Source organism: Mesorhizobium sp. M6A.T.Cr.TU.014.01.1.1 (assembly GCF_004022765.1).
In the GTDB taxonomy this organism is placed as follows: domain Bacteria; phylum Pseudomonadota; class Alphaproteobacteria; order Rhizobiales; family Rhizobiaceae; genus Mesorhizobium; species Mesorhizobium mediterraneum.
Genome location: NZ_RZPG01000023.1, coordinates 56892 through 80218 on the forward strand (window position 1 = coordinate 56892; position 23327 = coordinate 80218).

Below are 23327 nucleotides of genomic sequence, written 5' to 3' on the forward strand. Positions count from 1 at the left end.
CATTATTCCTTGGATATCTGGCCGACGAAGTTGGTGTCGAAGCTCGGGCCGAGCGCGAACCCCTTGAGGTTCTTGCGCAGGCCGGCCACTTCCAGCTGCTGGTGAACGATGATGAAGGGACTGGTTTCGAGGATCTTCTTCTGCAGATCCTGGTACATTGCGGCGCGCTTGGCCGGATCCTTCTCGAGCAGGGCCGCCTCCGTCTCCTTGCTCAAGTCCGGAATGTCCCAGGCGTTGCGCCAGGCCAGTGTCTTGGTCTTGCCTTCATCCGAATTGTCGGGGTTGCTGGCGAAGGTCTGGGCATTGGAGTTCGGATCGAAATAATCCTGGCCCCACTGGCCGATATAGATGTCGTGGTTGCGGGCGCGGTATTTAGTCAGCGTCTGCTTGCCATCGCCGGGAATGATCTCCAGCTTGACGCCGGCCTGTCCCAGCGTCTGCTGGAACGATTCCGCCATGCCGGTCACCGGCTGGGTGTTGCGCACGTCCATGGTGACGCTGAAACCGTCGGCGAGACCGGCCTTGGCGAGCAGTTCCTTGGCCTTGGCGAGATCGAATTTGAACGGGTTCTCGTCCAGTTCGCCGAGCACGCCTTTGGGCAGGAAGGTCTGGTGGATCTCGCCGATGCCCTTGAGGATGGTCGAGCTCAAGGCATCGTAGTCGACGAGATATTTGAAGGCCTGCCGAACCTCGGGCTTGGCGAGATTCGGGTTCTTCTGATTGAGGCTGATGTAATAGACCGTGCCCTTCGGCGCGCTGGTGGTGGTGAGATCGGCATTCTTGGCGATGGCGTCGAGGTCGTTCGGCTCCAGATTGCGGGCAACGTCGATGTCGCCGGCCTCGAGCGCCAGGCGCTGGCCCGAGCTTTCCTTCATGTTGCGGTAGATGACGCGGGCAAGCTTGGCCTTTTCGCCGTGATAATTGTCGTTGCGCTCCATGACGACGACCTCATTGGCCCGCCATTCGCGCAGCTTGAAGGCGCCCGAGCCGGCATAGCCGGTCTTCAGCCACGCGTTGCCGAAGTCATTGTCGTATTTGTAGTCGGCGCTCGGCGTGACCGCGGCGACATGCTCCTTGACGAGCTTGGCATCGACGACCGAGGCGACGGTCGCCGACAGGCAGTTCAAGACGAAGCTCGGCGCATAGGCTTTGTCGACAGTGAACTGGAACGTCGTGTCATCGACAGCCTTGGCTTTATCGGCAACGTTGTCGCCATTGATGCCGAACTGTCCGATGATGAAGGCCGGGCTCTTGTCGAGCTTGATCGCGCGCTCGAACGAATAGGCGACGTCCGCCGCCGTGATCGGATTGCCCGAGGCAAATTTCAGGCCGGGCTTGAGCTTGAAGGTGTAGACCAGGCCGTCGTCGGAGACCGTCCAGCTTTCGGCGAGATCGCCCTTGACCTTGGACGTATCGCTCAAGTCGAGGCGGACGAGCAGATCGTAGGTGTTGCCGGTGACCTCGGCGGTCGACAGCTCGAACGCCTCGCCCGGATCCATGGAGATGATGTCGTCGATCGCGAAACCCTCGACCAGCGTGTCGGCGGGCGTCACGGCAAAGGCAGGCGCGCCGGCCAGAAGCAGCGCGGACATGGCTGCGCCCGCGAGCAAGAAGCGGGAGCGTAGAGCAAACTTTTCCATCATCATTTTTAACTGTTCCCTGTTTTGTTGACCTGAGTTCCCGGCTCAGGGTTGCAGCGTTCTTTGCCACATCGGCCCGAAAATCGGAATCGATTTTCGGAAAGCACGATGTGTAGTCCAAAGTCTTAGAGCGTCGTTTGCGCGTCCAACGGACGCGCGGCGCTCTAACCGAACGATGGCCCCTGGACCGGTTGTCGCGGCAATTTTTGCCCAGTTCCGCCTCACCATATCCGGCGCTTTCAAGCACGGCAACGAGCATTTGCAAAGCTGTTGGTTGGACCAGATCGGGCAGCCACCACGGCCGTGGCACGACACCCGGAGTGCAGCTATTTCAACGCGGTGACCAAGTCGGCGTCGGGAAAACAGGTGGCGGCGCGACCGTTCCCGGCCTGCCACTTGCCGATCGAGCGGCGCGTCTTGAAACCGGGCAGGCCGTCGGCGCTGCCGACATTGTAGCCCTCGGCCTCCAGCGCGCGCTGCAAGGTGGCGATGTCCGACCTGTGGAGCCCGCCGACCGCGCCCCAGCTGCCGGAAAAATTGCTGTCGCCATGGGCGATGCGATCAGCGCCGTGGCCGATGAACAGGGCGTAGAGATCGCTGGTGTTGTATTGCTTCAGCACGTAGAAATTGGGCGTGACGATGAAGGCCGGGCCGCTACGGCCGGCCGGCATCAAAAGAAAGCCTTCGGCCTTCAACTCGCGCGCCGGAAACGGCTTTGCCGCGACCCGCTTGATGCCCATATCAGCCCATTCGGAAATCCTCTTGCCCTGGTCCGGACCTTCGAGCGAGCAGGAAACCGTTTCAGGCACAGTCACCTCGAAACCCCAGCCGCGGCCCTTCACCCAACCATAGTGGACGAGATAGTTGGCGATCGAGGCCAGCGTGTCCGGCACCGAGTTCCAGATGTCGGCCCGACCATCGCCATCGAAATCGACGGCATGGTTCAGGAACGAACTCGGCATGAACTGCGGCTGGCCGAGCGCGCCTGCCCAGGACGACTTCATCGCGCTGACAGGGGCCAGCCCACGCTCGACGATCTCGAGCGCTGCGAGCAACTCGGTGCGAAAGAAGTCCTTCCTGGTCGCCATGAACGCCTTGGTGCCCAGCACTTCGAAAGCATCGTAAGGCATTTTCGCCGCGCCGAAGCCGGTCTCGCGGCCCCAGATCGCCAGCAGCACCTCGCCCGGCACGCCGTAGCGTTTCTCGATCGCGGCGATCGTCCTGGCATTGGCCGCCGCGCGCGACCGACCGCCTGATGTGACGGCGCGAACCGTCTTTTCGGCGAAATAGGCGCCGGGCGAACCGAACTCCGCCTGATGCTGCTTCTGCGGTGTCGTCGCTTTTTTGCCCGGCATCACCAGGTCGGGCAGTTTGAGGTTCGGCTTGACGCCGTCGAAGGCGGCGTCGAAGGTTTTTCTGGAGATGCCTTTGGCGTTGGCTTCGGGCCAGAGGTCGCCTTGCAGCCAGGCGTGAAACTGGTCGTCGATTTTTGCTGCGGAGGCGGGGGTGGCGAGGAGGAGGACAACGAGCGTAGCAAGAAAGAACGCCAATCCGCAAAGTCGACGTTCTGTCGCGCCCCCCTCTGTCCTGCCGGACATCTCCCCCACTTGGGGGGAGATTGGCAGCTTTGGCGATGGCAGCTTTTCTCCAGCGTTGAAGGTTAGCGAAAGCCGGCGTGACGTCCGATCTCCCCCCGTGTGGGGGAGATGTCCGGCAGGACAGAGAGGGGCGCGAAAGAATGCAATCATCTCAAGAATACCCCTCCCCCAATCGCCTCAAAACGCCGTACGCGAGCGCAGCGCCGCGGCCAGCGTGCCTTCGTCGAGATAGTCGAGCTCGCCGCCGACCGGCACGCCATGCGCCAGCCGCGTTACCTTGATGTCGAAGCCGGACAATTGGTCGGTGAGATAGTGCGCGGTGGTCTGGCCCTCGACCGTGGCGTTGACGGCGAGGATCACCTCCTTGACCTCGCCGCCGGCGACGCGGTCGACCAGCGAGCGAATGTTGAGCTGCTCGGGGCCGATGCCGTCGAGCGGCGACAACGAGCCGCCGAGCACGTGGTAGCGGACATTCATGGCGGCCGCCCGCTCCAGCGCCCACAGGTCGGCCACGTCCTCGACGACGATGAGCGTGCCGGGGTCACGGCGCGGATCGGTGCAGATCATGCAGGGGTCGGACGTGTCGACATTGCCGCAGGTCGAGCAGATGCGCACCTTGTCGACCGCCTCGCTCATGGCGGCGGCGAGCGGCGCCAGCAGCTGCTCCTTCTTCTTGATGAGGTGGAGTGCGGCTCGCCTGGCCGAACGGGGACCGAGCCCCGGCACCTTGGCCAGGAGCTGGATCAGGCGTTCGATCTCGGGACCGGCGATTCGCTTCGACATCGCATCGGTTTAGGATTTTTCAATGGGTTTTGAAACACCGCAGCGGCGGGTGATGTTCAACGCAACGACGCTGCTGCGGGACAATCGCGTCGGCTTGCGCCGCCCCTCATTGCCCTGCCGGGCATTTCTCCCCGTATAGTGACGGGGAGAAAGGGCAGACCGCGACCTCGGCACCCTTCCTGCAAGGCTGACGATTGGCGAAATCATCGACGAGAGCGTCCTTCTCCCCGTCACTAATACGGGGAGAAGATGGCAGCCAGATGAGGGGCGGCGCCGACGTCGACCGCCTCAGTTTTCTTCCAGCGGCCGGGTCTGGCCGGCGATCATCGCACCGATGGCGTCGGTGTTCTCGGGGGTCGATTCAAACGCCATTGTCGGCTCGGCCGACGCGGCCGGGAACGAGGTGACAGGCCGGGTGTCGGCCGTGCCGCCGAAACGGGCCGCGTCCGGCTCCTGCATCGGTTCTTGCATCGCAACAAGGGTCGCCTTCTGTGGCGTCACCTTCTCCAGAGTCGGCTTTACCGGCTGCGATGCGATCGCGGTCACATAGGTTGCCTTGGCGGGTGTTGCTTTGGGAACCGGCGCCGCGGAGGCGACGAGCGTCACCGGAGCGGTGGCCGCCGGCGCCCGCGGCGTGGCTTGTGCCACCGCGACCGTGGGCTCGTCCGGCAGCGGCTTCCAGTTCCGGCCGCGCTTTTCATAGAAGGCGTTGCCGCCGGCAACCATCGTGTAGTGCATGTTCTTGTAGGGGAAGCGCAGGCCGGCGGTGTGAAAGAACATCGTGTTCTTCAGCTTGGCCTTGCGCTCGCCCTTGAGCACCGCCTCGGCGGCCTCCTCGACATCGGGCATCGCCTTCGAATTCATCCGCCGTGTCATCACGCCCGGCGCAAACTGCCCGCGCTCGCCGACCACCTGACAGATGGTGTTGCCGTGCTTGCCGGAGCGCAGCCGGTTCATGACCACGGTGCCAACGGCAATCATGCCGTCACGGCTCGACCGGTTGGATTCGAAGAACATCGCGCGCTGGAGGCACTCCTTGTCCTTCGCTGTGTGACTGGAGGGCCGGGACCTGACGGCATCGGTCAGACTGGCCACGGACAGGCCATGCGAGGTGGTCTGACTGCAGGCGGCCAAAAACAGCGGAGACGTGACGACGCCGAGCAACAACGGCATCTTCCATCGGGTAGAGATCAACAGGTATCCCCTCGTTTCTGCTGCCAGCCCGCCCAGGCTGCGGCAAGAATGAGACACTTTCAGGCAAAAAGATGGCTAAAGCGTTATTAAGCGGAAAGTGGCAGAACAGACACACCCGATAGAGGGCAGATTTAACTGGCTGACGGCACGAACCGTTGCCCGGGTTCGGCCTCATCGAACTCCTCCGAAAACAGCCCGCGTTGCAGGAACAGCATCCGTGCGACCGTCGCTTTCGGCGCAATCTGCCGCGGCCAGCCGCTTTCGACGAACTCAGCCTTGGTGAAATCGGGCATAGCCACGCAGGCTTCTTCTAGAAGATGGGCGATTTCCAGCACGATGGCACGTTCATCCTTCGACAGGACGGACATGCCGGATTCGATGGACGGACGATGGAGGAAATCGTCGAAGAGATTGAAATAGCCATTGATTCCAACGAGATTCACGCCCGCATCGCAGTCGGCCAGGATTTCCAGGATCTCATAGATCCTGTTTCGGAGGCGCTGCTCTATCAACCTGGCTGATGGCTCTTTGGTCATGGCGCCGCTGAACGCTAAAGCTCAGATCTAGAACGGCAGCTTCATTCCCGGTGGTATCGGCAGTCCCGCGGTCAGTGCCTGGGTCTTTTCCTGCATCATCTGCTCGACCTTGGCCCTGGCGTCATTGTGGGCGGCGAGAAGCAGATCCTCCAGAATCTCGACCTCGTCCTCCTTGAACAGAGACGAGTCGATTTTCAGCGACTTCATCTCGAATTTGCCGGTCAGCGTCACGCTGACCAAGCCGCCGCCGGCCTGCCCGGTGGCTTCCAGCGTGGCGATCTCGTCCTGCATGGCCTGGAACTTGGCCTGCATTTCCTTCGCCTTGCCCATCAGGCCGAGAAGATCTTTCATCGCGTGGTCCTCTACGATTGTTATTGCTTGTTGTTGAGCATGATCTTCTCCGAAAACCGGTTCCCACTTTTTGCTTCGCTGACCTTCGGTTCGGGATCATGCTCTAGGTTTCGTCGTCGTCCGCCGCCGGCTCGACCGGAACTTCGGCCTCGACCGCATCGGCTTCCGGTGCGTCGGGAATGCGCACGTCGATGATCTTGGCGCCGGGAAACCGCGCCAGGATGGCGGCGACGGTCGGGTCGCTCTTGGCATCGAGGAGGGCGTTTTCGCGTTTGGTCGATTCCATTTCGGCCAGCGTCTGACCGCCCTCTTCCTTCGACAGCGACACCAGCCAGCTGCGGCCGGTCCAGGCACGCAATTTGGCGGTCAGATCGTTGAGCAGCATTTTCGGCGCGTCATCGGTCAAGCTGACGTCGATGCGGCCCGGCTCGATGCGCACCAAGCGCACGCAGCGCTTCACCAGCACCTTGAAGGCCATGTCGCGCTGGGCGTCGGCAAGCGCGACGATATCGGCCAGCGATTTCACCGGCACTGGCGGCGCATCCGCAACCGGCTCCGGCGCCGGCGCGGGAACGAAGGCTGCAGGCATCGGCTCGGGCTCGACCAGCCGCATGGTCTGCGCGCCGCCATTGGCCGTCGGCATCCGCGTCTGGGCCACGGCGCTGGCGCCGCCGCCATTACCGGCACTTGCTGGGCCGGGACTTGCCGGGCCAGTATTTGCGGGCGCACCATTCGAGCGTGGCGCGCCGTTCGGCACCAATGCTTCGCCCTCCAGCGATTTCAATGCCTCGTCCAATGTCGGCAAGTCGGCGGCATGGGCCAGCCGGATCAGCACCATTTCGGCGGCGCTGACCGGCCGATTGGAAGACTGCACCTCGGGAATGCCTTTCAACAGCATCTGCCAGGTCCGCGACATTACCCTGACCGACAGCGCCTTGGCGAAGTCGGCGCCGCGCCGGCGCTCGTCCTCGGACAGCGAGGCGTCATCGAGGGCAGTCGGCACGAAGCGCAGTCGCGTGACGAGGTGGTTGAACTCGGCAAGGTCGGTCAGCACCGCGGCCGGATCGGCGCCGGTATCGTATTGGTTGCGGAACTCGGCCAAGGCGGCCGCCACGTCGCCCTTCATCACATATTCGAACAGGTCGACGATGCGGGCGCGGTCGGCCAGCCCGAGCATGGCGCGCACCGCCTCTGCACTGACAGTACCGCTGCCATGGGCGATCGCCTGGTCGAGGATGGACAGCGAATCGCGCGCCGAGCCTTCGGCCGCACGGGCGATCATCGCCAGCGCGTCGTCGTCGACCGCAATGCCTTCCCTAGCGGCGATCGAGGAGAGATGCGCGACCAGCGCGCCGGCATCGATACGCCTGAGATCGAAGCGCTGGCAGCGCGACAAAACGGTGATCGGAACTTTTCTGATTTCGGTGGTGGCGAAGATGAATTTGACGTGCGGCGGCGGCTCTTCCAGCGTCTTCAGCAGGCCGTTGAAGGCCTGGGTCGAGAGCATGTGCACTTCGTCGATGATGTAGACCTTGTAGCGCGCCGACACCGGCGCGTAGCGCACGCGCTCGATGATGTCTCTGATATCGTCGATGCCGGTGTGCGAGGCAGCGTCCATCTCGATGACGTCGACATGGCGGCCTTCCATGATCGCCTGGCAGTGCTCACCCGGAACGGCAAGATCGACCGAAGGCTGGTCGACGGTCGATGTTTTGTAGTTCAGAGCCCGCGCGAGTATGCGCGCCGTTGTCGTCTTGCCGACACCGCGCACGCCGGTCAGCATCCAGGCCTGGGCGATGCGGCCGGTGGCGAAGGCGTTGGTGAGGGTGCGAACCATCGGCTCCTGGCCGATCAGTTCGGAGAAATTCGCAGGACGGTATTTGCGCGCCAGAACGCGATAGGCGGCGGCCTTTTCCGTTCCCGAATTTCCGGCTTCGCTCATTCGCCCGTAAAGCTCCAAGGCCGCCGCTGGAGGCGGCCGATTCCTGCGCATAGTTTCGCCCGCAGGGCTTGGCGCCGTCAATGTCGCGGGAGAAAGGCGAAGAGGCGGGAGGCTGGAACAATGACCCGTTCCGGGCTCGTTAGGGCTGCTTCCTTCCGGACCTGACCCGGTTGGCGAGTGGACCGTCCACCACCAACCTCCCGCTTTCCATATCGGCAATTCGGCGATGAAATGCAAGTGCGCAGGATCAATCAGCAGGGGTAACGCCGAAAGCTGAAACAAAAAAACCGCCTCGGGGGGCGGGTCATCGGCGCAAATCAGCACCATGCCCAAATCAATAGCATAACTGCCGTCACGGAGCAATGATTCGCTTGCCGCCCTCTTGCGGCCCCCCGGCAGCCGCTTTAGCGTTCATGACGTTTAAAAAACACTACAAAAGCGAAGGAAACGCCGATGTTGCCGGGCCTCAAGGCCGGATTCACGCTGGATGCTCGTCTGGAGACGGACAGCGAACAGTTGATGTGGCTCGGGCTGTGCGAGTTGCGGGTGATGAACGATCGCCGCTGGCCGTGGCTGCTTCTGGTGCCGCAGCGACCGGGTGTGGAGGAAATCCACGATTTGACGCCGCTCGACCAGGCGATGCTGACCTTCGAGACCAATATGGTGGCGCAGGCGCTGAAGAGGGTGACTGGCTGCACCAAGATCAACACCGGCGCACTCGGCAATATCGTGCGCCAGTTGCATGTCCATGTCATCGCGCGTTCGGAAGGCGATCCCGGCTGGCCGGGCCCGGTGTGGGGCCACGGCATGCGCGAGCCCTACCAGCGCCCGGACCTGCGCCGGTTTGCGCAACAGATAAAGGCGGCGCTATAAGCCTGTCCCGTGTCCATCCTGAAATCCAGAGTCTCCCATGAGCTTCCGCCTGTTTGACGCGCCCTTGCGCGAGCCGAGCCAGTTCGTCGGCTTCGCCGGCAATGTGATCGACCGGCAATCCGAGAATCGCGCCGACGATTCCGTCGAAATGGCTCTCGCCGATCCCTCGGCCAGGCTTTTGCTGATGCATGGCGGGCGTCTCTATCTGAAGCTCATTGGTGGCGGCTTCGACCCCTGGTTCGGCGCCGGGGAAAGCCAGCCGCTCCAGGCGTCGCTCGACCATGGCGTCCTGCTCGGTTTTTCCGACAGCGGCCCGGTGCTCGCCGTGCCGGCTGGGATCGATCCCGAACAATTGCCGGAGACGATCAAGGCCATCGACTATCGTTCGGTTTATATGCAGGGGCTGATCGACGAAGCGGCGGCCGGCGCCATGGCGCAAGGGGCAGCGTTGCTCGCCTGGCATGCGAGCCATCGCTTCTGCAGCAAATGCGGCACCGAAGCCGAAATGCGGGCCGGCGGCTACAAGCGGCTTTGCCCGGCCTGCGCCACCGAGCATTTTCCGCGCACCGACCCGGTGGCGATCATGCTGACCGCGACGCGCGAAAAATGCCTGCTTGGCCGCGGCCGGCATTTCGCGCCGGGCATGTATTCGGCGCTTGCCGGCTTTATCGAACCCGGCGAGACGATCGAGGCGGCGGTGCGTCGTGAAACGCTGGAGGAAGCCGGCATCAGGCTTGGCCGGGTCGTCTACCACGCCAGCCAGCCCTGGCCGTTTCCCTATTCGCTGATGATCGGCTGCTTCGGCGAACCGCTCAACGACGACATCCAGGCCGACCTCAACGAGCTGGAAGACTGCCGCTGGTTCTTTCGCGACGAGGTGCTCTCGATGCTGGCTCGCGAGCATCCGGGCGGCCTAGTCACGCCGCCGAAGGGGGCGATCGCCTATAACCTCATCCGCGCCTGGGCCGACAGCGCGTAAAGGTTTGTGGGACCAAAATGACTGGGCCATTTGGGTCAGAGCCTTCGGGCTTCGGCGCGGTTGCAGCGATATTGCAACTGCACCGAACCCCTCGACCCTGACCCAAATCCGCCCCACCACAACACTTCAATCCGAGCAAGAATGCTGCAGGTCGGCCACAGCGATCGCTCGTCTGCCGCTATTGGAACTTCGATAGCCCGGTCTGAATAAGTTTGACGCCGGCCTGACGGAATGCGCCTCCGAGCGCCTCGTTGACAACCTGCGCTGCCGCGCTCTCGAACCGGACGCCCATTGCCGCCAGGTCGGCGCCACTCAACTGCTCCTGCCACCACGGCGGCGGTGGAACGGGCTTAGGGAATTTGAGCCTGAGGCCGTTGCCGCAAAGCTCGTCGACGTACTGCAGGAGACGGCCGCTGACGATGATGATGCCGCGCTGTTCCCCCTGCTGTGGCAGCCAGTCCGCGATTTCCTGAGCAGACGCTGCGCGCTCGATCAACCCGTCGGCCAGAGCGGCGGCGAAGGCGATGCGGGGCGGTAGCGGCTGCGGATTGAGCGCCACCCGAAACAGGGGGCCGCCAAGGATATCCCACAGTTCAGGATGCCGCTGGGCGATGACGTGAAACAGCGCCGTGGACCACCGAGCCGATGGACCCGACCCGAACAGCGAGTGCCAGGGTTCCGGATGTGGACCGAACCATGCCATTCGCTGCAAGGCGGCAAAGATGATTGGATCCCAGGGACCTCGCGGCTGCGGTTCGTCTGGATTCGGATAGCTGCCCAGCAGGTCGCGGACGAAAGAAACAAACATGTCTCGCGAAATGCTGCCTGAGAGATGAGAAGATGAAACGTCATGCATGGTGAACCTCCGAGCAGTGAATTGTGCCCGCACGACCATGCGAGAAGCGCACTTACGGATGGCATACGGATGGGTGAATTCCGTTGCTTGCGTCTGCATCCATGGCTTTGGAAAGAAGGCTATCGAACTGCGCTGTTTGAATTTCGATGGCTTTTTCGCCTAGTCGAAATGCGGGTGGGCGGCTACAAGCGACACTGCCCGGCCTGCGGCACCGAGCATTTTCCGCGCACCGACCCGGTGGCGATCATTTGCCCATCACCTGATCCGCGCCTGGGCCGACAGCGCGTAAACGCTATAGGGGAGCAGAAATTGATCCGTCACACTGTGGTGTTCAGGCTGAAGCACAGGGAGAACTCGGCCGAGGAGGTGAAATTCCTCACTGATGCGAAAGTGCTCGCGGCGATATCGGGCGTCGAAAAGTTCGAGCAGTTGCGGCAGGTCAGCCCGAAGAACGATTATCGTTTCGGCTTTTCGATGGAGTTCGCCGACCAGGCCGCCTATTCCCGCTACAACGACCATCCTGATCATGTCGCCTTCGTCCGCGACCGCTGGATCCCAGAGGTCGAGGCGTTTCTCGAGATCGACTACGAGCCGCTGGGGTAGGACCAAAATCCAATCGCTCTGAACGAGCAAGTTCGACCAGACGACGCCCGGCTCACCTGCCGCTCGGCGCGAGCCGAACGGCAGGTGAGCCGGGTCGCCGCTTGTTACTGGCCTGACGCATGCTGGTGGGACGCACCGGGGTTGTGGTGCTCACAGGTCACCCGCGGGTTGAACTGGGCGAAGATGCCGTTCGGGTTTTCTCGATAGAGCCAGACGTGCCGGTCGTGATGCGGCTCGAAGTTATGCGCCTCATCCGCGGGCGTCGCCGGGTCGTCGATCATGGTGTCCCAGGGAACGCCGTAGAAGGAAGGCGGGGCGTCGTGGCCGGCTTCCTTCCACGCTTTCGCGAAGACGAGATTCTCCACCGCGATCAACTCGAGCGATCCGTCGGCCTGCGGCTCGTAGACGAGGACCGCGGGCTTGCCGAAGTCCGTGTGCGTGCCGGTGCCGTCGACGCGCGGGTTGGGCGGAGCGGTGATGCCGAGCATATCGGGGCGAAAGTAGTGGAGGCCCATAGCCCCTAATTTCTGCGGCTGTCCCGTCATTTCGGCGGTCTCGCACATGTTGGCAGGATCGCGGATGTAGCCCTCCGCGAGCGCGACGTTGACGTTGCGGAATCGCTCCGTTGCATGGCGGATTTCGGCAAGGCTCGGCTCGCCGGGCGCGGGGAACGACGATGCGTCGATCCGCGCTGCCTCCGCCGGTGTCAGCGGAGCGGCCGGGGCGTCGGTGGTGGTAGTTATGATCGCGATTGCAGACGCGACCAAGGTTGCTGATCTTGATGCCATCTGGATGCTCTCCTGTATTCCTAGGCTTCCACGAAATATCTCGGATTTTGCTGACGTAGAAAGTGAGTCTGTAAATAGACATACTTACTTACGCTCCACGTCCCGAGGCCAGCTTGGCTACCACCCCAATGTTTACGTGTTATGTCTTGATTGTTTCATTTGAAATACATCAGCTTTTTTTGAGTTGATAATTCCCTCTGGCTATGCTGAAGCGCTCTAACCAGCAGACGGCATCAGTCTGTCAGTAGCCAGGGAAGTGCTTGCGCATCGCCCTTTCCTCCTGGAATATGCGGATGCCGAGCGGCACTGCGTAGATCGCCAGGCCGACCACAAGAGTGACAAAGGCGTGCAGCGTAAGCGCGAAGCCAAAGAGCTCGGGGAGAATGTTGAGATAATAGTTCGGATGGCGAACCCACCGGAAAAGAGGGTGCGTTATCAGCACATGGTCTCGGGCGATCATTAGCTTTATCGTCCAGAGGCGACCAAGCAGAAACGAGACGACCAGCAACATCACGGCACCGAAGCCATACAGGACTAGCCCGATGATCGTGACGAGGTCGAGAGACGTCGGTCGAGCAAGGCCTTCAATCGAAGCTGCGATGTAAAAGGCAACGTGGGCCAGGGCGAGCCAGCGCGAGTTACGCGAGCCGTACTCGATGGCCCCATTCTGTCGCAGCGCCTTTTCATTTCGCACCGAGATCGCAAGCATCACGATGCGAAAGACAATGGCTGCGATGATGAACAAGATAAGCATGCGGACGCATTCCAATCACAAGTTCCACCGCGTCGGAAGCTACCGTCGTAGCAGCGGTGCCGCCACACGGCGATAATATCCGGCTGGCGACTCTCAGTCCGTAAGCCGCCACGCCGATCGGCCCCTTTCGCGGCGATCCCGTTGCCGGTTGTCACCTGTCTCTTCTTGGCCGCGCGAAACGCGCGGAGGAGGAAATCAGCGCGTTGAGCGGCGCGGCTACATCGGTCAGCGCGCGCGATTGCGTCGTGCCGAGGATCGGCAGAGCCGCCTTATCGATCAGTCCGATCTGCGCAAGCCAGCAGTACGCGTCCGCGGTAGCGGTGTCGTCATTACTATTTCCTCGTCAGGCGTGAGAATTGAATGGTAGGAGGGATGAAGGAGCGACCGCTCCGCGCTATGACGTGGACGCCGACGACGGAGATAGCGAAACCTGTTCACTCGCCTGCCGCACCAGTTGCTCGACCTCCTGCCGCAAGGCCTCTTCGGGCAGCGTCAAATCGAGCGGATCCCCGTAAGGCTGGTCGAAGGCCATGCCGGTCGCCCAGTAGACTTCGACGAGATTTCCCTCAGGGTCTTCGAAATAGAACGCAAGCGATACACCATGATTGAAGGCCATCTTGATCGGCAGCCCCATGTCGACGATGCGCATGTAAGCGGCGCGCAAATCGGCCAATGTGCCGACCTTGAAAGCGATGTGGCGCAAGGCAGGATTGGTGAAGATCGCGATCTGATGGGAGTCTTCGGCCGGGTCGCTGCTCAGGAATGCAGTGGCACCGAATGGGTTTTCTTCGCCACTGCCGCCGACCATCTGAAGGCCGAGGACATCCTCATAAAATCGTGCGAGCGCAGCCGGGTTTTCGGCGACCATGCCGACGTGGCGAAGACCGACGATCCGTGGCCCGGTCGGCCTGCCTGTTTTCTTCGTAGTCATGGTGACAAACTCCGTGCTGACTCAAATTCCGTCCGCTCGTCGATCCGATGCGGACGACGGCGGGGCGAAAATTCGCGGAGGACGTTACATTCTGATTTCAGGAGGGCAGGAGTCTGCTTTCAATTGAAACACCTTCCGCGACCCGCCTGTCGTGTACATGGCCGGTCGGCCCGTGATGGTGTGCAAAAAGGGCCAACTCCGGTCATCGCGCGAAAGTCCGCTTTGGGAAACAACGAGAATGTCTGTCCACCCAATGCGGACCGCGACGCTAAGGGTAAGCAGCCCTTTGCGATCGCCGGGGCGGGCCGGACGCTTCCGGGGTGGAGAAAAGCGTTTGGCTACCTATTTCGGAAGGGAGGGGATGGGGAAACAAGGTCGAAATCTTGGCTTCAAGGCGAAAGGAACCCGCAATGGCGAAGAATACGATCTGCCTCTGGTACGATAAGGACGCCGAGGCTGCCGCCCGCTTCTACTCCGCGACCTTTCCTGACAGCGTGGTGAGTGCGGTGCACCGTGCACCCAGTGACTACCCAGCCGGCAAGGAGGGCGACGTGTTGACGGTCGACTTCACAGTTGCGGGCATTCCTTGTCTCGGCCTCAACGGTGGTCCCGCTTTCAAGCACAACGAAGCCTTCTCGTTCCAGATCGCCACCGACGATCAGGAGGAGACCGACCGCTACTGGAATGCCATCGTCGGCAATGGCGGCCAGGAGAGCGCGTGCGGCTGGTGCAAGGACAAGTGGGGCGTTTCCTGGCAAATCACCCCACGCGTACTGACTGAAGCGCTGGCGGCTGGCGGCGACGAAGCAAAGCGCGCGTTTGATGCCATGATGACCATGAGGAAAATCGACGTCGCCGCGATCGAGGCGGCGCGGCGCGGTTGACGGTCCGCTCGCGATTTGCGGCCAAATTGCTGCCAGAGCTTGTCCGCTCACCGCCCAGTGCTCGTCAATCGTGCGTGACCGCCGCAACGGAGGCGTGTAGCGCGCCGGCGAAGTCGGGATGGCCATAGAGGTCGTTGTGGCCAGCCGCTATAGCGATGTGGCTGCGCAGATCACGGGCGGCCTCACGCAGAGGTGCCGAGCGTGCCGCGGGAACGATGGTGTCGTTCTCGGCAGTGATGACGGCTGTGGGCACATCGAGGTCGCGCAGAGATTCTGCCGCTTCCATGCGGTGCCGCAGCAAGAGGCGCACCGGCAGCCAGGGATAGTGGTGAGCGGCGAGTTCCTTCAGCGAGTCGAAGGGCGTCACCATGACAATGCCGCGCAAGGGCCGGACTGTCGCCAGATCGACCGCAACCGCAGCGCCGAGGCTAAGGCCGATGGCGACGATGCCGGCTTTGGCATCGGCGGCCAGGTGGTCATGGGCGCGTCGGGCGTCCTCGAACAGGGCGGAGGCCGAAGGGCTTCCGCTGCTCGGCGCATATCCGCGATAGTGCAGCGCAGCGACCTCATGTTCGGGGAATAGCTGGTGCAGCATGAGGGCAAGTGCGTCGGCATTCCAGGCATTGCCGGCGAACCCCAGCAGGAGCGGGCGTGGTGTGGCCTCCGCCTGTCTTGGCGGCAGGCGTACCAGAACGACGCGCTCGCCATCCTCCGTCGCCAGCTCGACATGGCGGGCCCCGGCCGGCAGATCGGGTCCGAAAGCCGCAAAGCCGGCCGGAAAGATCAGCCAGGACTGAAGCACATACGCGACGGTGACAACGGCCGCATACAATCCAGCGACTGCGAGCGTCAGTTTTAGAAGCCACATCGCAGGAATGTCGCCTGGCGCTCATCACCTGGCAAGGCGCCACGTCGGGATGCCGCAGAGCCCTCGATGAATCGGACGACGGCTCCGAGCCCGTGGTCTTTTGGAGTACCCGGGACCGTTCGGCGGTCCCGGGTGTTGTCTGACTATAGCGTTAGCCCACAAGCCTGACGGATGGCGACCTGAACCGGCGACGGCGCCAAAACCGGGTCAAACTCACCCCTCGGCAGCAGCGGTGGTTGTGCCATGAAGCGCGGCCGCTCCCCTCGGTGAGGTTGAGCGGCATGAACGAGGAATGGGTGGCACAGATAGACGGTGCCTGCCGCGCCAGTTGCCAGTTCAACCTCGCAATCTTCTGTAGAAGCGTAGCCATTGGCAGAGATCTGCCTGAGCGTCGCGCCCGCGTCGCCATAGGGCAGTAACTCCTTCGCAATGGTGGCATGCGAACCTTTCCGTATCTTCGTGGGCGCATCATCCGGGCCAACATCCGAGAACAGGAAGAGCATCAGCAATGCGCGTCCGCTGCTCTTCACATTGGCACGCCATTCCATGAAATCCGGATTGTCGTCGCCAAAACTCATGTCCACATGCCAGCCATCATCACCAGGTGACTCTGGTGAGGGAAAGCGGATCGGAAAGGTCCCGAGGGCTTTGGGCGCAATCCAGCGATCCTCACCAACGAGTTGAACGTAGGCCTTGTGCAGGATCGGCGTGTTGGCGGTTTCAACGAATGGGGGCGAAGCCTTGAACCCCACCCGAACAACTGGATGAATCCAGTTTTCGGGTTCGTCTGGCGACAGACCAATATCCGCCCACAGCTCGTCCCTGCATTGCTTTGCAAGGTGGGTGCTGAAGGCATTTTCGATTTTGACGAAACCGTCGTCGATGAAGTTCTGGACCTGATGCGAGGTCAGGCCGATGTGCTCGGTTTTGGGCATTACACATTCTCCGTTCGGCCATCGCGTCAGCGCAGCCGTCTTGATCTGATTGGCGCGGATGCGCCGGAACGACTTGGGCCGCTCAGATCAGGGGGAAGAATGTGGACATGAACATCATGATGGGAACGTATACTGAGGCGGAGGGCGGAATCAAGATGCGCAGGACATAGGGCATCCCGAACAAGGCCCGTCGTATGAGCGGCCGCTAGGTCCGCGCATCCGACCCTCGGCTGGGCTGCATACCATCTGACGTGACATCGTGATTCAAGTGCGGCAGGAGGACCTGCCGATGTCTGATAAATTCGGGCTCAAGGCTCAGCTCAAGCGCATCGAGCCCTATTTCCTTGGCTCGCGTGATATCGGATTTCGGAAAAGATCGTGCTCAAAGAAGGGAGCTAATCCGCCACCTTCCATTGCTCGCGCGATTCGCTGGCGGGATAGACACCCAGGATCCGCATTTCGCGCGAGAAGAAGCGCAGCTCGTCGAGCGCGAGCTTGACCAGCGGATCGTCGGGATGGCCCTCGATATCGGCATAGAACAGGGTCGCCGTGAAGGCGCCGAGCTGGTAGCTCTCCAGCTTGGTCATGTTGATGCCGTTGGTGGCGAAGCCGCCCATCGCCTTGTAGAGCGCGGCCGGCACGTTGCGGACGCGGAAGATGAACGTCGTCATCATCTTGGCGGCGGCGGAAGGGCGGTCGGCCCATTGCCTGTTCTTGGTCAGCACGACGAAGCGGGTGACGTTGCTGTCGGTGTCCTCGACATTCTCCTCAATGATGTCGAGCCCGTAGAGCGTCGCGGCCAGCGCCGGGGCAAGCGCCGCCATGGTGCGATCCTTCACCTCGCCGACCAGCTTGGCGGAACCCGCCGTGTCGCCGGCGACCACCGGCTTCCAGCCGTTCTTGCGGATGTATTTGCGGCACTGGCCGAGCGCATGGATGTGGCTGTGCACGGTTTTGATCTCGTCGCGCCTGACGCCCGGCAAGACCATCAGCTGGAAATGGATCGGCAGGAAATATTCGCCGACGATGTGCAGCTTCGATTCCGGCAGGAGATGGTGGATGTCGGCAACGCGGCCGGCGATCGTGTTCTCGATCGGGATCATGGCGAGGTCGGCCTTGCCGGTCTCGACCGCGTTGAAGGCATCCTCGAAGGTCGGGCACGGCAACCGCTCCATATCAGGGAACATGTTGCGGCAGGCGGTGTCTGAATTGGCGCCCGGCTCGCCCTGGAAGGATATTCTGTTGGTTTTTTCAGGCATGCCAAATGTCTCGGGTTGACCAAATGTCTCAGGTTGAAAGGATGGTTCTGGCGCGTTCGAGGTCGTCCGGCGTGTCGACGCCGAACGGCGCGGACTGCACGATCTCGGCGTCGATGCGCATGCCGGCCTCCAGCGCCCGCAACTGCTCGAGCTTCTCGCGCCGTTCCAGCGGCGACGGCTTCAGCGCGACGAAGCGTTCGAGCGCTGAGCGGCGATAGGCATAGAGGCCGATGTGATGATAGAGCGGCCCCTCGCCCCAAGGTGCCGTGGCGCGGGTGAAATAGAGCGCCCGCAGCCGTGTCTCCGACAGCGGCGAGCCAACGATCTTGACGACATTCGGATTGGTCTTTTCCTCGTCGCGGACGATCTCGATGCCGAGCGTGGCGATGTCGACCGTCGCATCCTCGAAAGGCCTCAGCGCGGCATTGATGATCTCGGGATCGATGGTCGGCAGGTCGCCTTGCACATTGACGATCGTTTCGACCTTGCGCCCTGGATCCAGCGTGGCCAGCGCCTCGAAGATGCGGTCGGAGCCCGATTCGTGATCCGCCCGCGTCATCACCGCCTCGAACCCGTGCGCACGCACCGCTTCGGCCACGCTTTGCGTATCGGTGGCGACCACCACCCGGCCAAGCCCGGCCTCGGCGGCGCGGCGGGCGACGTGGACGATCATCGGAGCGCCGGCGATGTCGGCCAGCGGCTTGCCCGGCAGGCGGGTCGAGGCCATGCGGGCCGGGATGAGGATGAGCGTGGACATCGGGTGACGAAGCGTTCGAAAAAGAGGATGGGAAAAGTGGCAAAAGGTCTCACTGGAAGCGCCCTTATAGGTGTTGCAACGCCAGAGCAAAAGACCTAGTTTCCGCCCGATTTGACCGCCTCGCGGGGTGGTTCACGATTACCGACGGACGGAGTGGACGGATCGGTCCGCCGGAAAAGGGAGCCTGGGGCGTATGGACTCTTTCGAAATCAACAAGCTGATCGGCGGGCTGCTCGGAACCGTGTTCGTCGTGTTCTCCGTCGGCATCGTGTCCGATGCGCTGTTCGCCTCCCCCGCACCGGAAAAACCCGGCTTCGCCATCGAGGCGACCGAGGAGCCTGCCGAGGGCGGCCCGGCAGCCCCGGCGGCAGAAGCCAAGCCGATCGCCGACCTCCTGGCCAACGCCAATGTCGAGGCGGGTGCCGCCGTGTTCAAGAAGTGCCAGGCCTGCCACTCCGGCGAAAAGGGCGGGCCTAACAAGGTCGGCCCCGATCTGTGGGACGTCGTCGATCGTCCAGTGGCCTCTCACGAGGGCTTTGCCTATTCGGCTGGCATGAAGGAATATTCGAAGGCCGGCGCGGAGAAGTGGACCTACGAGAACCTCGACCACTTCCTCCTGTCGCCCAAGAAGGACGTGAAGGGCACGGCTATGGGTTTTGCCGGCCTGCCGAAGGATGAGGACCGCGCCAACGTCATCGCCTATCTGCGCACGCTGTCGGACAATCCGAAGCCACTGCCGACGCCTGGCGCTTCAGCGGCCGCGCCCGCCGAGGGTGCAGCGCCGGCAAAGCCTGCAGAGGGTGCAGCACCTGCACCAGCCCCTGCTGCTCCCGCACCAGCACCGGCGCAATAACGCAATTGTCATGGACATATCTTTGGGAAAGCCGGGCTCAGCCCGGCTTTTTTAATGGGAAAAGCGCATCTGCGGCGACAAAGCCGGCCTGTCTCGGTTTTCATAGGCGTCAAATGATCTAGATTGTCTGCTGATAGCTATCGCAAAGAGGAGAAGGCATGACGGTTGGCCGAACGTTTCTCAGATCGGTGCTGGTTATGGCGGCTTTTGCCGGCGGCCTGCAGGCAGCCTTCGCGGACGAATGGCGCACCACCTCGTCGCTGATCGGCGAATCCAAATATGGCAACAACTTCCAGCGCTACGACTACGTCAATCCCGATGCGCCGAAGGGCGGCACGCTGAATTTGGTGGTGCTCGGCACGTTCGACAGCTTCAATCCCTATATCGTCCAGGGTTCGCCGGCAGCCGGCTTCACACAGTTCGGCGGCGGGCTGCTTTATGACACGCTGATGGAGCAGGCGACCGACGAGGGCAGCGTCAGCCATCCGCTGATCGCCGACGCCTACAAACATCCGGACGACTATTCCTCGGCGACCTACCGCCTGGATCCACGGGCCAGGTGGCACGACGGCCAGCCGATCACCACCGACGACGTCATCTGGTCGTTTCAGGTGCTGAAGGCCAACAGCCCGATGTACAGTCGCTATTTCGAGAATGTCACCGATGCCGTCGCGATCTCGGATCGCGAAGTCGAATTCCATTTCAGCCAGAAGGGCAATCGGGAGTTGCCGAAAATCATCGGCGATCTCGTCGTGCTGCCGAAGCACTGGTGGGAAGGTACCGACGCCAATGGAAAGAAGCGCGACGTCACCAGGCCGACGCTGGAGCCGCCGCTGGGGTCCGCCGCCTACAAGATCGCCAGCTTCAAGCCGGGCTCGGAAATCATCTGGCAGCGCGTGCCCGACTATTGGGCAGCCAAGCTGCCGGTGAAGATCGGCCGGGAGAACTTCGACACCCAGCGTTTCAGCTACTTTCTCGACGATAATGCGGCGTGGCAGGCCTTCACCAAAGGCGGGCTGGATGACATTAAGCCGGAAAACAGTTCGAGGCGCTGGAACACGGCCTATAATTTCCCGGCAGTCCAGGCTGGCGACGTCATCAAGAAGGAATTCAAGACCGCCTCACCCGAACCGATGCAGGCGTTCATGCTCAACACGAGACGTCCGTTGTTCAGGGATCGCCTGGTGCGCGCCGCGCTGACTTACCCGCTCGACTTCGAGTCGATGAACCGCACGCTGTTCTTCGGTTCCAATACCCGTACATCAAGCTATTTCCAAGGCACCGAACTGGCATCGAGCGGACTGCCGCAGGGCAAGGAACTGGAGATCCTTGAGCAATATCGCGACAAGCTGCCGCCCGAAATCTTCACCCAGGAATTCAAGCTGCCGGTCTACGATTCGCCACAGGCGGAGCGTAAGTATCTGAAGACTGCGGTCGATCTGTTCGCCAAGGCCGGTTGGGTGATCAAGGGCGGCAAAATGGTGAATGCCAAGACGGGCGAGCCGTTCAAGTTCGAAATCCTCGGCTGGAACGACACCGACCAGGTCCTTTCCAGTCCCTACATCGCCAATCTGCGCAAGATCGGTGTCGACGCCACGCTGCGGCTGATCGACCAGACCCAGTACGTCAACCGCGTCAACAACTTCGATTTCGATGTCACCATATCGCAGCTGGGACAGTCGGATTCGCCAGGCAACGAGCAGCGTGACTTCTGGAGCTCGAAGGCCGCCGACACGCCTGGATCCCGCAACTATGCCGGCATCAAGAACCCGGTCGTCGATGCGCTGGTCGACCGCGTCATCTTCGCCACCGATCGCGACGATCTGGTTGCTGCCACCCATGCGCTCGACCGGGTGCTGCTGTGGAATTACTATGTCGTGCCGCAACACCATCGGTCGGTGGTCTGGATGGCCTATTGGAACAAGTTCGGCATCCCGGAAAAGCAACCGGCCTATAGCGGCGTCGATCAGAATTCCTGGTGGATCGACGCGGACAAGGAAAAGGCGCTGGCGGCAAAATACAAGAGTGGCAATTGATGGCGGCGCTCCCCCGGCGCGACTCTCTGGCCCGCCGCGACTTTCTGGCTCTGGGCGCCGCGGCCACGGCGGCAGCGCTGCTGCCAGGCCGGGCCTTCGCCGCCATCCCGACCGGCGTAAAGCTGCACGGCCTGTCGGCCTTCGGCGACCTTAAATATCCCGCGGACTTCACGCATTTCGACTATGTCAATCCGGACGCCCCCAAGGGCGGCCAGATGAATTTCGCACCGCCGAACTCCACCTTCAACCAGAGCTTTCTGACGTTCAACACGTTGAATTCCCTGGTGTTGAGGGGGGATTCGCCGCCGCGCACCGAACTCTGTTTCGATTCGCTGATGGCAAGCGCACTCGATGAGCCTGATGCGGTCTATGGCCTGCTTGCCGAATCCGTTACCTTATCGCCGGACCGCAATGGCTTCCGCTTCAGCCTGCGACCGCAAGCGCGCTTCCACGACGGCTCGCCACTGACCGCTGGGGACGTCGCCTTCGCATTGAAACTTTACAAAGACAAAGGCCATCCGAACCTTTCCCAAGCGTTGCGGCATATGACTGAAGCCGTCGCGGTCGATCCGGTTACCCTCAACCTCACCTTCAACGGCAAACAGTCGGCGCAGAATATCCTTGCGATCGTCGCAATGCCGGTCGTGTCCAAAGCCTTTTATACGGTCAACGAATTCGATGCCTCAACGCTGAAACCGCCGCTCAGTTCCGGACCATACAAAATAGGGCGCGTAGCGGCCGGACAGACCATCGAATATGAACGTGTCGCCGACTATTGGGGCCGCGATCTGGCCGTGAACCGCGGCGTCTACAACTTCGACCGCATCCGTATCGATTTTTACATCAATCGCCAGGCAGCGTTTGAAGCCTTGAAAAAGGGCGACACGCATTTTCGCGAGGAATTTACCGCACGGGTATGGGCGACCGGCTACGACTTTCCGTCGCTGAAGGACGGCAGGGTCATCAAACGTGAATTTCCCGGCGAGAAAACGCCGGACATGCAGGCTGTCGCGCTGAACCAGCGTCGTCCGCAATTCCGTGATGTGCGCGTGAGACGGGCGATCGCCAGTTGCTTCGATTTCGAATGGACCAAGCGGGTTCTGTTTTACGGCGCCTACGAGCGTTCGCACTCGAACTTCGAACAGTCGGATTACAAGGCCGAGGGCCTGCCCACGCCCGGGGAATTGGCCCTGCTGGAGCCGTTCCGAGCCGAGTTGCCGCCGGAAACCTTCAGCGAACCGGTGATGCAGCCTGTCTCCGACGGTTCGGGTCACGACCGTAAGCTGCTGCGTGAGGCTTCGAGACTGCTTGCCGAAGCCGGCTGGAAGCGAGCGGGCAATTTCGTCGTCAATGATAAGGGCGAGCGACTGCGGGTGGAAATGCTGGCCGAGGACGATGGCATCGTCCGCCTTTTCTCCCCGTGGGCCGAGAATATGAAGGCGATCGGGATCGACGCTTCGATCCGGCAGGTCGATTCGACGCAATATGAAGCGCGGCAGAGCAATTTCGATTTCGATTTCAACATGTTCAGATGGTCGATCGGGGCGACGCCGACTGCCGACGGCCTGGAAATCCTCTATGACTCCCGGATGGCGAAAATGCCGGGGATGCGCAACTATCCCGGTACAGAAAGCAAAGCCGTCGACGCGCTGATCGAGGCAGCCGGCAAGGCGCAGAGCCGGATCGAGCTGGTCACAGCGCTCAAAGCACTCGATCGGGTCTTGCGCGCGCGGCTAGACTGGATTCCAACATATCATCTCGCGAATCACCGAGTCGCCTATTGGGACATGTTCGGCTTTCCCGAGCAGAAGCCCGATTTCGGCTTTCCGGTCGAGGCGCTGTGGTGGTTCGACAAGGATAAGGCGGCAACGATTGGCAAAGCCTGAGATTTTCGCTCAAGCAAGACA

At 61.8% G+C, this 23327-nt stretch carries 23 protein-coding genes, 1 other RNA gene and 1 pseudogene; 9 read left to right on the plus strand and 16 right to left on the minus strand.

All coding sequences use genetic code 11. From position 1 onward, the window contains the following. Positions 1–2: 2 nt before the first annotated feature. The 5 genes from EN885_RS23850 to EN885_RS34330 all read right to left on the minus strand — a co-directional run bounded on the left by EN885_RS23850 (position 3) and on the right by EN885_RS34330 (position 5583). Complete coding sequence (locus tag EN885_RS23850) at positions 3–1646, minus strand: ABC transporter substrate-binding protein (protein ID WP_127290221.1); 1644 nt, start codon at positions 1644–1646, stop codon at positions 3–5. A 320-nt stretch (positions 1647–1966) separates the two neighbouring features. Beyond that, positions 1967–3238 carry a lytic murein transglycosylase gene (locus EN885_RS23855; protein ID WP_128243362.1) on the minus strand — a complete coding sequence of 424 codons (1272 nt, stop codon included), beginning with the start codon at positions 3236–3238 and terminating at the stop codon, positions 1967–1969. Between the two features lie 177 nt (positions 3239–3415). Next, positions 3416–4021 (minus strand): recombination mediator RecR, encoded by a 606-nt coding sequence (gene recR, locus EN885_RS23860; RefSeq protein ID WP_095487818.1) that lies wholly within the window; start codon positions 4019–4021, stop codon positions 3416–3418. Positions 4022–4309: 288 nt separating this feature from the next. Next, entirely contained in the window at positions 4310–5215 is a 906-nt protein-coding gene (locus EN885_RS23870; RefSeq protein WP_095487817.1) for a cell wall hydrolase, read from the minus strand. 131 nt (positions 5216–5346) lie between these two features. Then, complete coding sequence (locus EN885_RS34330) at positions 5347–5583, minus strand: hypothetical protein (protein WP_245493134.1); 237 nt, start codon at positions 5581–5583, stop codon at positions 5347–5349. A gap of 21 nt (positions 5584–5604) precedes the next feature. Between EN885_RS34330 and EN885_RS34735 the strand changes: the two genes are divergently transcribed. Continuing rightward, on the plus strand, positions 5605–5736 hold the full coding sequence (locus EN885_RS34735; RefSeq protein WP_281035156.1) for a hypothetical protein: 132 nt from the start codon (positions 5605–5607) through the stop codon (positions 5734–5736). A 42-nt stretch (positions 5737–5778) separates the two neighbouring features. On the opposite strand, the gene EN885_RS23880 is transcribed toward EN885_RS34735, so the two are convergent. The 3 genes from EN885_RS23880 to ffs all read right to left on the minus strand — a co-directional run bounded on the left by EN885_RS23880 (position 5779) and on the right by ffs (position 8245). After that, positions 5779–6102 (minus strand): YbaB/EbfC family nucleoid-associated protein, encoded by a 324-nt coding sequence (locus EN885_RS23880; RefSeq protein ID WP_128243325.1) that lies wholly within the window; start codon positions 6100–6102, stop codon positions 5779–5781. 103 nt (positions 6103–6205) lie between these two features. Continuing rightward, positions 6206–8044: a DNA polymerase III subunit gamma/tau gene (locus tag EN885_RS23885; protein ID WP_128243324.1), complete on the minus strand. Its 1839-nt coding sequence runs from the start codon at positions 8042–8044 to the stop codon at positions 6206–6208. 104 nt (positions 8045–8148) lie between these two features. After that, positions 8149–8245, minus strand: an RNA gene (gene ffs, locus EN885_RS23890) — signal recognition particle sRNA small type. Between the two features lie 252 nt (positions 8246–8497). Here ffs and EN885_RS23895 point away from each other — a divergent pair. Beyond that, a complete protein-coding gene (locus tag EN885_RS23895; RefSeq protein ID WP_128243323.1) occupies positions 8498–8917 on the plus strand; it encodes an HIT family protein in 420 nt (139 codons plus the stop codon). Positions 8918–8954: 37 nt separating this feature from the next. Beyond that, the gene (gene nudC / locus EN885_RS23900) at positions 8955–9896 is read left to right on the plus strand and encodes an NAD(+) diphosphatase (RefSeq protein ID WP_128243322.1); all 942 of its coding nucleotides are present in this window, start codon (positions 8955–8957) and stop codon (positions 9894–9896) included. Positions 9897–10074: 178 nt separating this feature from the next. Here nudC and EN885_RS23905 read toward each other — a convergent pair whose 3' ends face one another. Continuing rightward, positions 10075–10851, minus strand: a complete 777-nt coding sequence (locus tag EN885_RS23905; RefSeq protein WP_128243321.1) for a hypothetical protein — start codon at positions 10849–10851, stop codon at positions 10075–10077. Between the two features lie 66 nt (positions 10852–10917). Between EN885_RS23905 and EN885_RS34740 the strand changes: the two are divergent. Together EN885_RS34740 and EN885_RS23915 are read left to right on the plus strand one after the other, a co-directional pair. Further along, positions 10918–11001 (plus strand): annotated as a pseudogene (locus EN885_RS34740) (NADH pyrophosphatase zinc ribbon domain-containing protein); the annotation flags it as partial. Positions 11002–11061: 60 nt separating this feature from the next. Further along, positions 11062–11355 carry a Dabb family protein gene (locus EN885_RS23915; RefSeq protein ID WP_128243361.1) on the plus strand — a complete coding sequence of 98 codons (294 nt, stop codon included), beginning with the start codon at positions 11062–11064 and terminating at the stop codon, positions 11353–11355. 104 nt (positions 11356–11459) lie between these two features. Here the strand turns inward: EN885_RS23915 and EN885_RS23920 are convergent, their stop codons facing one another. The 3 genes from EN885_RS23920 to EN885_RS23930 form a co-directional block, all read right to left on the minus strand. After that, on the minus strand, positions 11460–12143 hold the full coding sequence (locus EN885_RS23920; protein ID WP_206616843.1) for a hypothetical protein: 684 nt from the start codon (positions 12141–12143) through the stop codon (positions 11460–11462). A 241-nt stretch (positions 12144–12384) separates the two neighbouring features. Further along, on the minus strand, positions 12385–12897 hold the full coding sequence (locus EN885_RS23925) for an isoprenylcysteine carboxylmethyltransferase family protein (RefSeq protein WP_128243320.1): 513 nt from the start codon (positions 12895–12897) through the stop codon (positions 12385–12387). Between the two features lie 394 nt (positions 12898–13291). Beyond that, positions 13292–13828: a VOC family protein gene (locus EN885_RS23930; RefSeq protein WP_128243319.1), complete on the minus strand. Its 537-nt coding sequence runs from the start codon at positions 13826–13828 to the stop codon at positions 13292–13294. 410 nt (positions 13829–14238) lie between these two features. Between EN885_RS23930 and EN885_RS23935 the strand changes: the two genes are divergently transcribed. Next, positions 14239–14712 (plus strand): VOC family protein, encoded by a 474-nt coding sequence (locus tag EN885_RS23935; protein ID WP_128243318.1) that lies wholly within the window; start codon positions 14239–14241, stop codon positions 14710–14712. Positions 14713–14776: 64 nt separating this feature from the next. On the opposite strand, the gene EN885_RS23940 is transcribed toward EN885_RS23935, so the two are convergent. The 4 genes from EN885_RS23940 to EN885_RS23955 all read right to left on the minus strand — a co-directional run bounded on the left by EN885_RS23940 (position 14777) and on the right by EN885_RS23955 (position 18531). Continuing rightward, a complete protein-coding gene (locus EN885_RS23940; RefSeq protein ID WP_128243317.1) occupies positions 14777–15580 on the minus strand; it encodes an alpha/beta hydrolase in 804 nt (267 codons plus the stop codon). A gap of 143 nt (positions 15581–15723) precedes the next feature. Beyond that, complete coding sequence (locus EN885_RS23945; RefSeq protein ID WP_128243316.1) at positions 15724–16515, minus strand: phytanoyl-CoA dioxygenase family protein; 792 nt, start codon at positions 16513–16515, stop codon at positions 15724–15726. Positions 16516–16910: 395 nt separating this feature from the next. Further along, complete coding sequence (locus EN885_RS23950; protein WP_128243315.1) at positions 16911–17774, minus strand: prephenate dehydratase; 864 nt, start codon at positions 17772–17774, stop codon at positions 16911–16913. Between the two features lie 28 nt (positions 17775–17802). Then, entirely contained in the window at positions 17803–18531 is a 729-nt protein-coding gene (locus EN885_RS23955) for a 3-deoxy-manno-octulosonate cytidylyltransferase (RefSeq protein ID WP_095487794.1), read from the minus strand. Between the two features lie 193 nt (positions 18532–18724). Between EN885_RS23955 and EN885_RS23960 the strand changes: the two genes are divergently transcribed. From EN885_RS23960 to EN885_RS23970, 3 genes are all read left to right on the plus strand, one after another. Continuing rightward, a complete protein-coding gene (locus tag EN885_RS23960) occupies positions 18725–19384 on the plus strand; it encodes a cytochrome c family protein (RefSeq protein ID WP_128243314.1) in 660 nt (219 codons plus the stop codon). A gap of 158 nt (positions 19385–19542) precedes the next feature. Next, positions 19543–21420: an extracellular solute-binding protein gene (locus EN885_RS23965; protein ID WP_095487790.1), complete on the plus strand. Its 1878-nt coding sequence runs from the start codon at positions 19543–19545 to the stop codon at positions 21418–21420. Beyond that, positions 21420–23306 carry an extracellular solute-binding protein gene (locus EN885_RS23970; RefSeq protein WP_128243313.1) on the plus strand — a complete coding sequence of 629 codons (1887 nt, stop codon included), beginning with the start codon at positions 21420–21422 and terminating at the stop codon, positions 23304–23306. The genes EN885_RS23965 and EN885_RS23970 overlap by 1 nt, the downstream gene beginning before the upstream one ends. The last annotated feature ends 21 nt before the right edge of the window (positions 23307–23327 follow it).

What these genes read in the sequence shown, in the direction of transcription:
- EN885_RS23850 (WP_127290221.1), bottom strand. Translation starts at nt 1,646, where the DNA reads ATGATGATGGAAAAGTTTGCTCTACGCTCCCGCTTCTTGCTCGCGGGC.
- EN885_RS23855 (WP_128243362.1), bottom strand. Translation starts at nt 3,238, where the DNA reads ATGTCCGGCAGGACAGAGGGGGGCGCGACAGAACGTCGACTTTGCGGA.
- recR (WP_095487818.1), bottom strand. Translation starts at nt 4,021, where the DNA reads ATGTCGAAGCGAATCGCCGGTCCCGAGATCGAACGCCTGATCCAGCTC.
- EN885_RS34330 (WP_245493134.1), bottom strand. Translation starts at nt 5,583, where the DNA reads ATGTCCGTCCTGTCGAAGGATGAACGTGCCATCGTGCTGGAAATCGCC.
- EN885_RS34735 (WP_281035156.1), top strand. Translation starts at nt 5,605, where the DNA reads ATGGAGGAAATCGTCGAAGAGATTGAAATAGCCATTGATTCCAACGAG.
- EN885_RS23880 (WP_128243325.1), bottom strand. Translation starts at nt 6,102, where the DNA reads ATGAAAGATCTTCTCGGCCTGATGGGCAAGGCGAAGGAAATGCAGGCC.
- EN885_RS23885 (WP_128243324.1), bottom strand. Translation starts at nt 8,044, where the DNA reads ATGAGCGAAGCCGGAAATTCGGGAACGGAAAAGGCCGCCGCCTATCGC.
- EN885_RS23895 (WP_128243323.1), top strand. Translation starts at nt 8,498, where the DNA reads ATGTTGCCGGGCCTCAAGGCCGGATTCACGCTGGATGCTCGTCTGGAG.
- nudC (WP_128243322.1), top strand. Translation starts at nt 8,955, where the DNA reads ATGAGCTTCCGCCTGTTTGACGCGCCCTTGCGCGAGCCGAGCCAGTTC.
- EN885_RS23905 (WP_128243321.1), bottom strand. Translation starts at nt 10,851, where the DNA reads ATGCAGACGCAAGCAACGGAATTCACCCATCCGTATGCCATCCGTAAG.
- EN885_RS23920 (WP_206616843.1), bottom strand. Translation starts at nt 12,143, where the DNA reads ATGGCATCAAGATCAGCAACCTTGGTCGCGTCTGCAATCGCGATCATA.
- EN885_RS23925 (WP_128243320.1), bottom strand. Translation starts at nt 12,897, where the DNA reads ATGCTTATCTTGTTCATCATCGCAGCCATTGTCTTTCGCATCGTGATG.
- EN885_RS23930 (WP_128243319.1), bottom strand. Translation starts at nt 13,828, where the DNA reads ATGACTACGAAGAAAACAGGCAGGCCGACCGGGCCACGGATCGTCGGT.
- EN885_RS23935 (WP_128243318.1), top strand. Translation starts at nt 14,239, where the DNA reads ATGGCGAAGAATACGATCTGCCTCTGGTACGATAAGGACGCCGAGGCT.
- EN885_RS23940 (WP_128243317.1), bottom strand. Translation starts at nt 15,580, where the DNA reads ATGTGGCTTCTAAAACTGACGCTCGCAGTCGCTGGATTGTATGCGGCC.
- EN885_RS23945 (WP_128243316.1), bottom strand. Translation starts at nt 16,515, where the DNA reads ATGCCCAAAACCGAGCACATCGGCCTGACCTCGCATCAGGTCCAGAAC.
- EN885_RS23950 (WP_128243315.1), bottom strand. Translation starts at nt 17,774, where the DNA reads ATGCCTGAAAAAACCAACAGAATATCCTTCCAGGGCGAGCCGGGCGCC.
- EN885_RS23955 (WP_095487794.1), bottom strand. Translation starts at nt 18,531, where the DNA reads ATGTCCACGCTCATCCTCATCCCGGCCCGCATGGCCTCGACCCGCCTG.
- EN885_RS23960 (WP_128243314.1), top strand. Translation starts at nt 18,725, where the DNA reads ATGGACTCTTTCGAAATCAACAAGCTGATCGGCGGGCTGCTCGGAACC.
- EN885_RS23965 (WP_095487790.1), top strand. Translation starts at nt 19,543, where the DNA reads ATGACGGTTGGCCGAACGTTTCTCAGATCGGTGCTGGTTATGGCGGCT.
- EN885_RS23970 (WP_128243313.1), top strand. Translation starts at nt 21,420, where the DNA reads ATGGCGGCGCTCCCCCGGCGCGACTCTCTGGCCCGCCGCGACTTTCTG.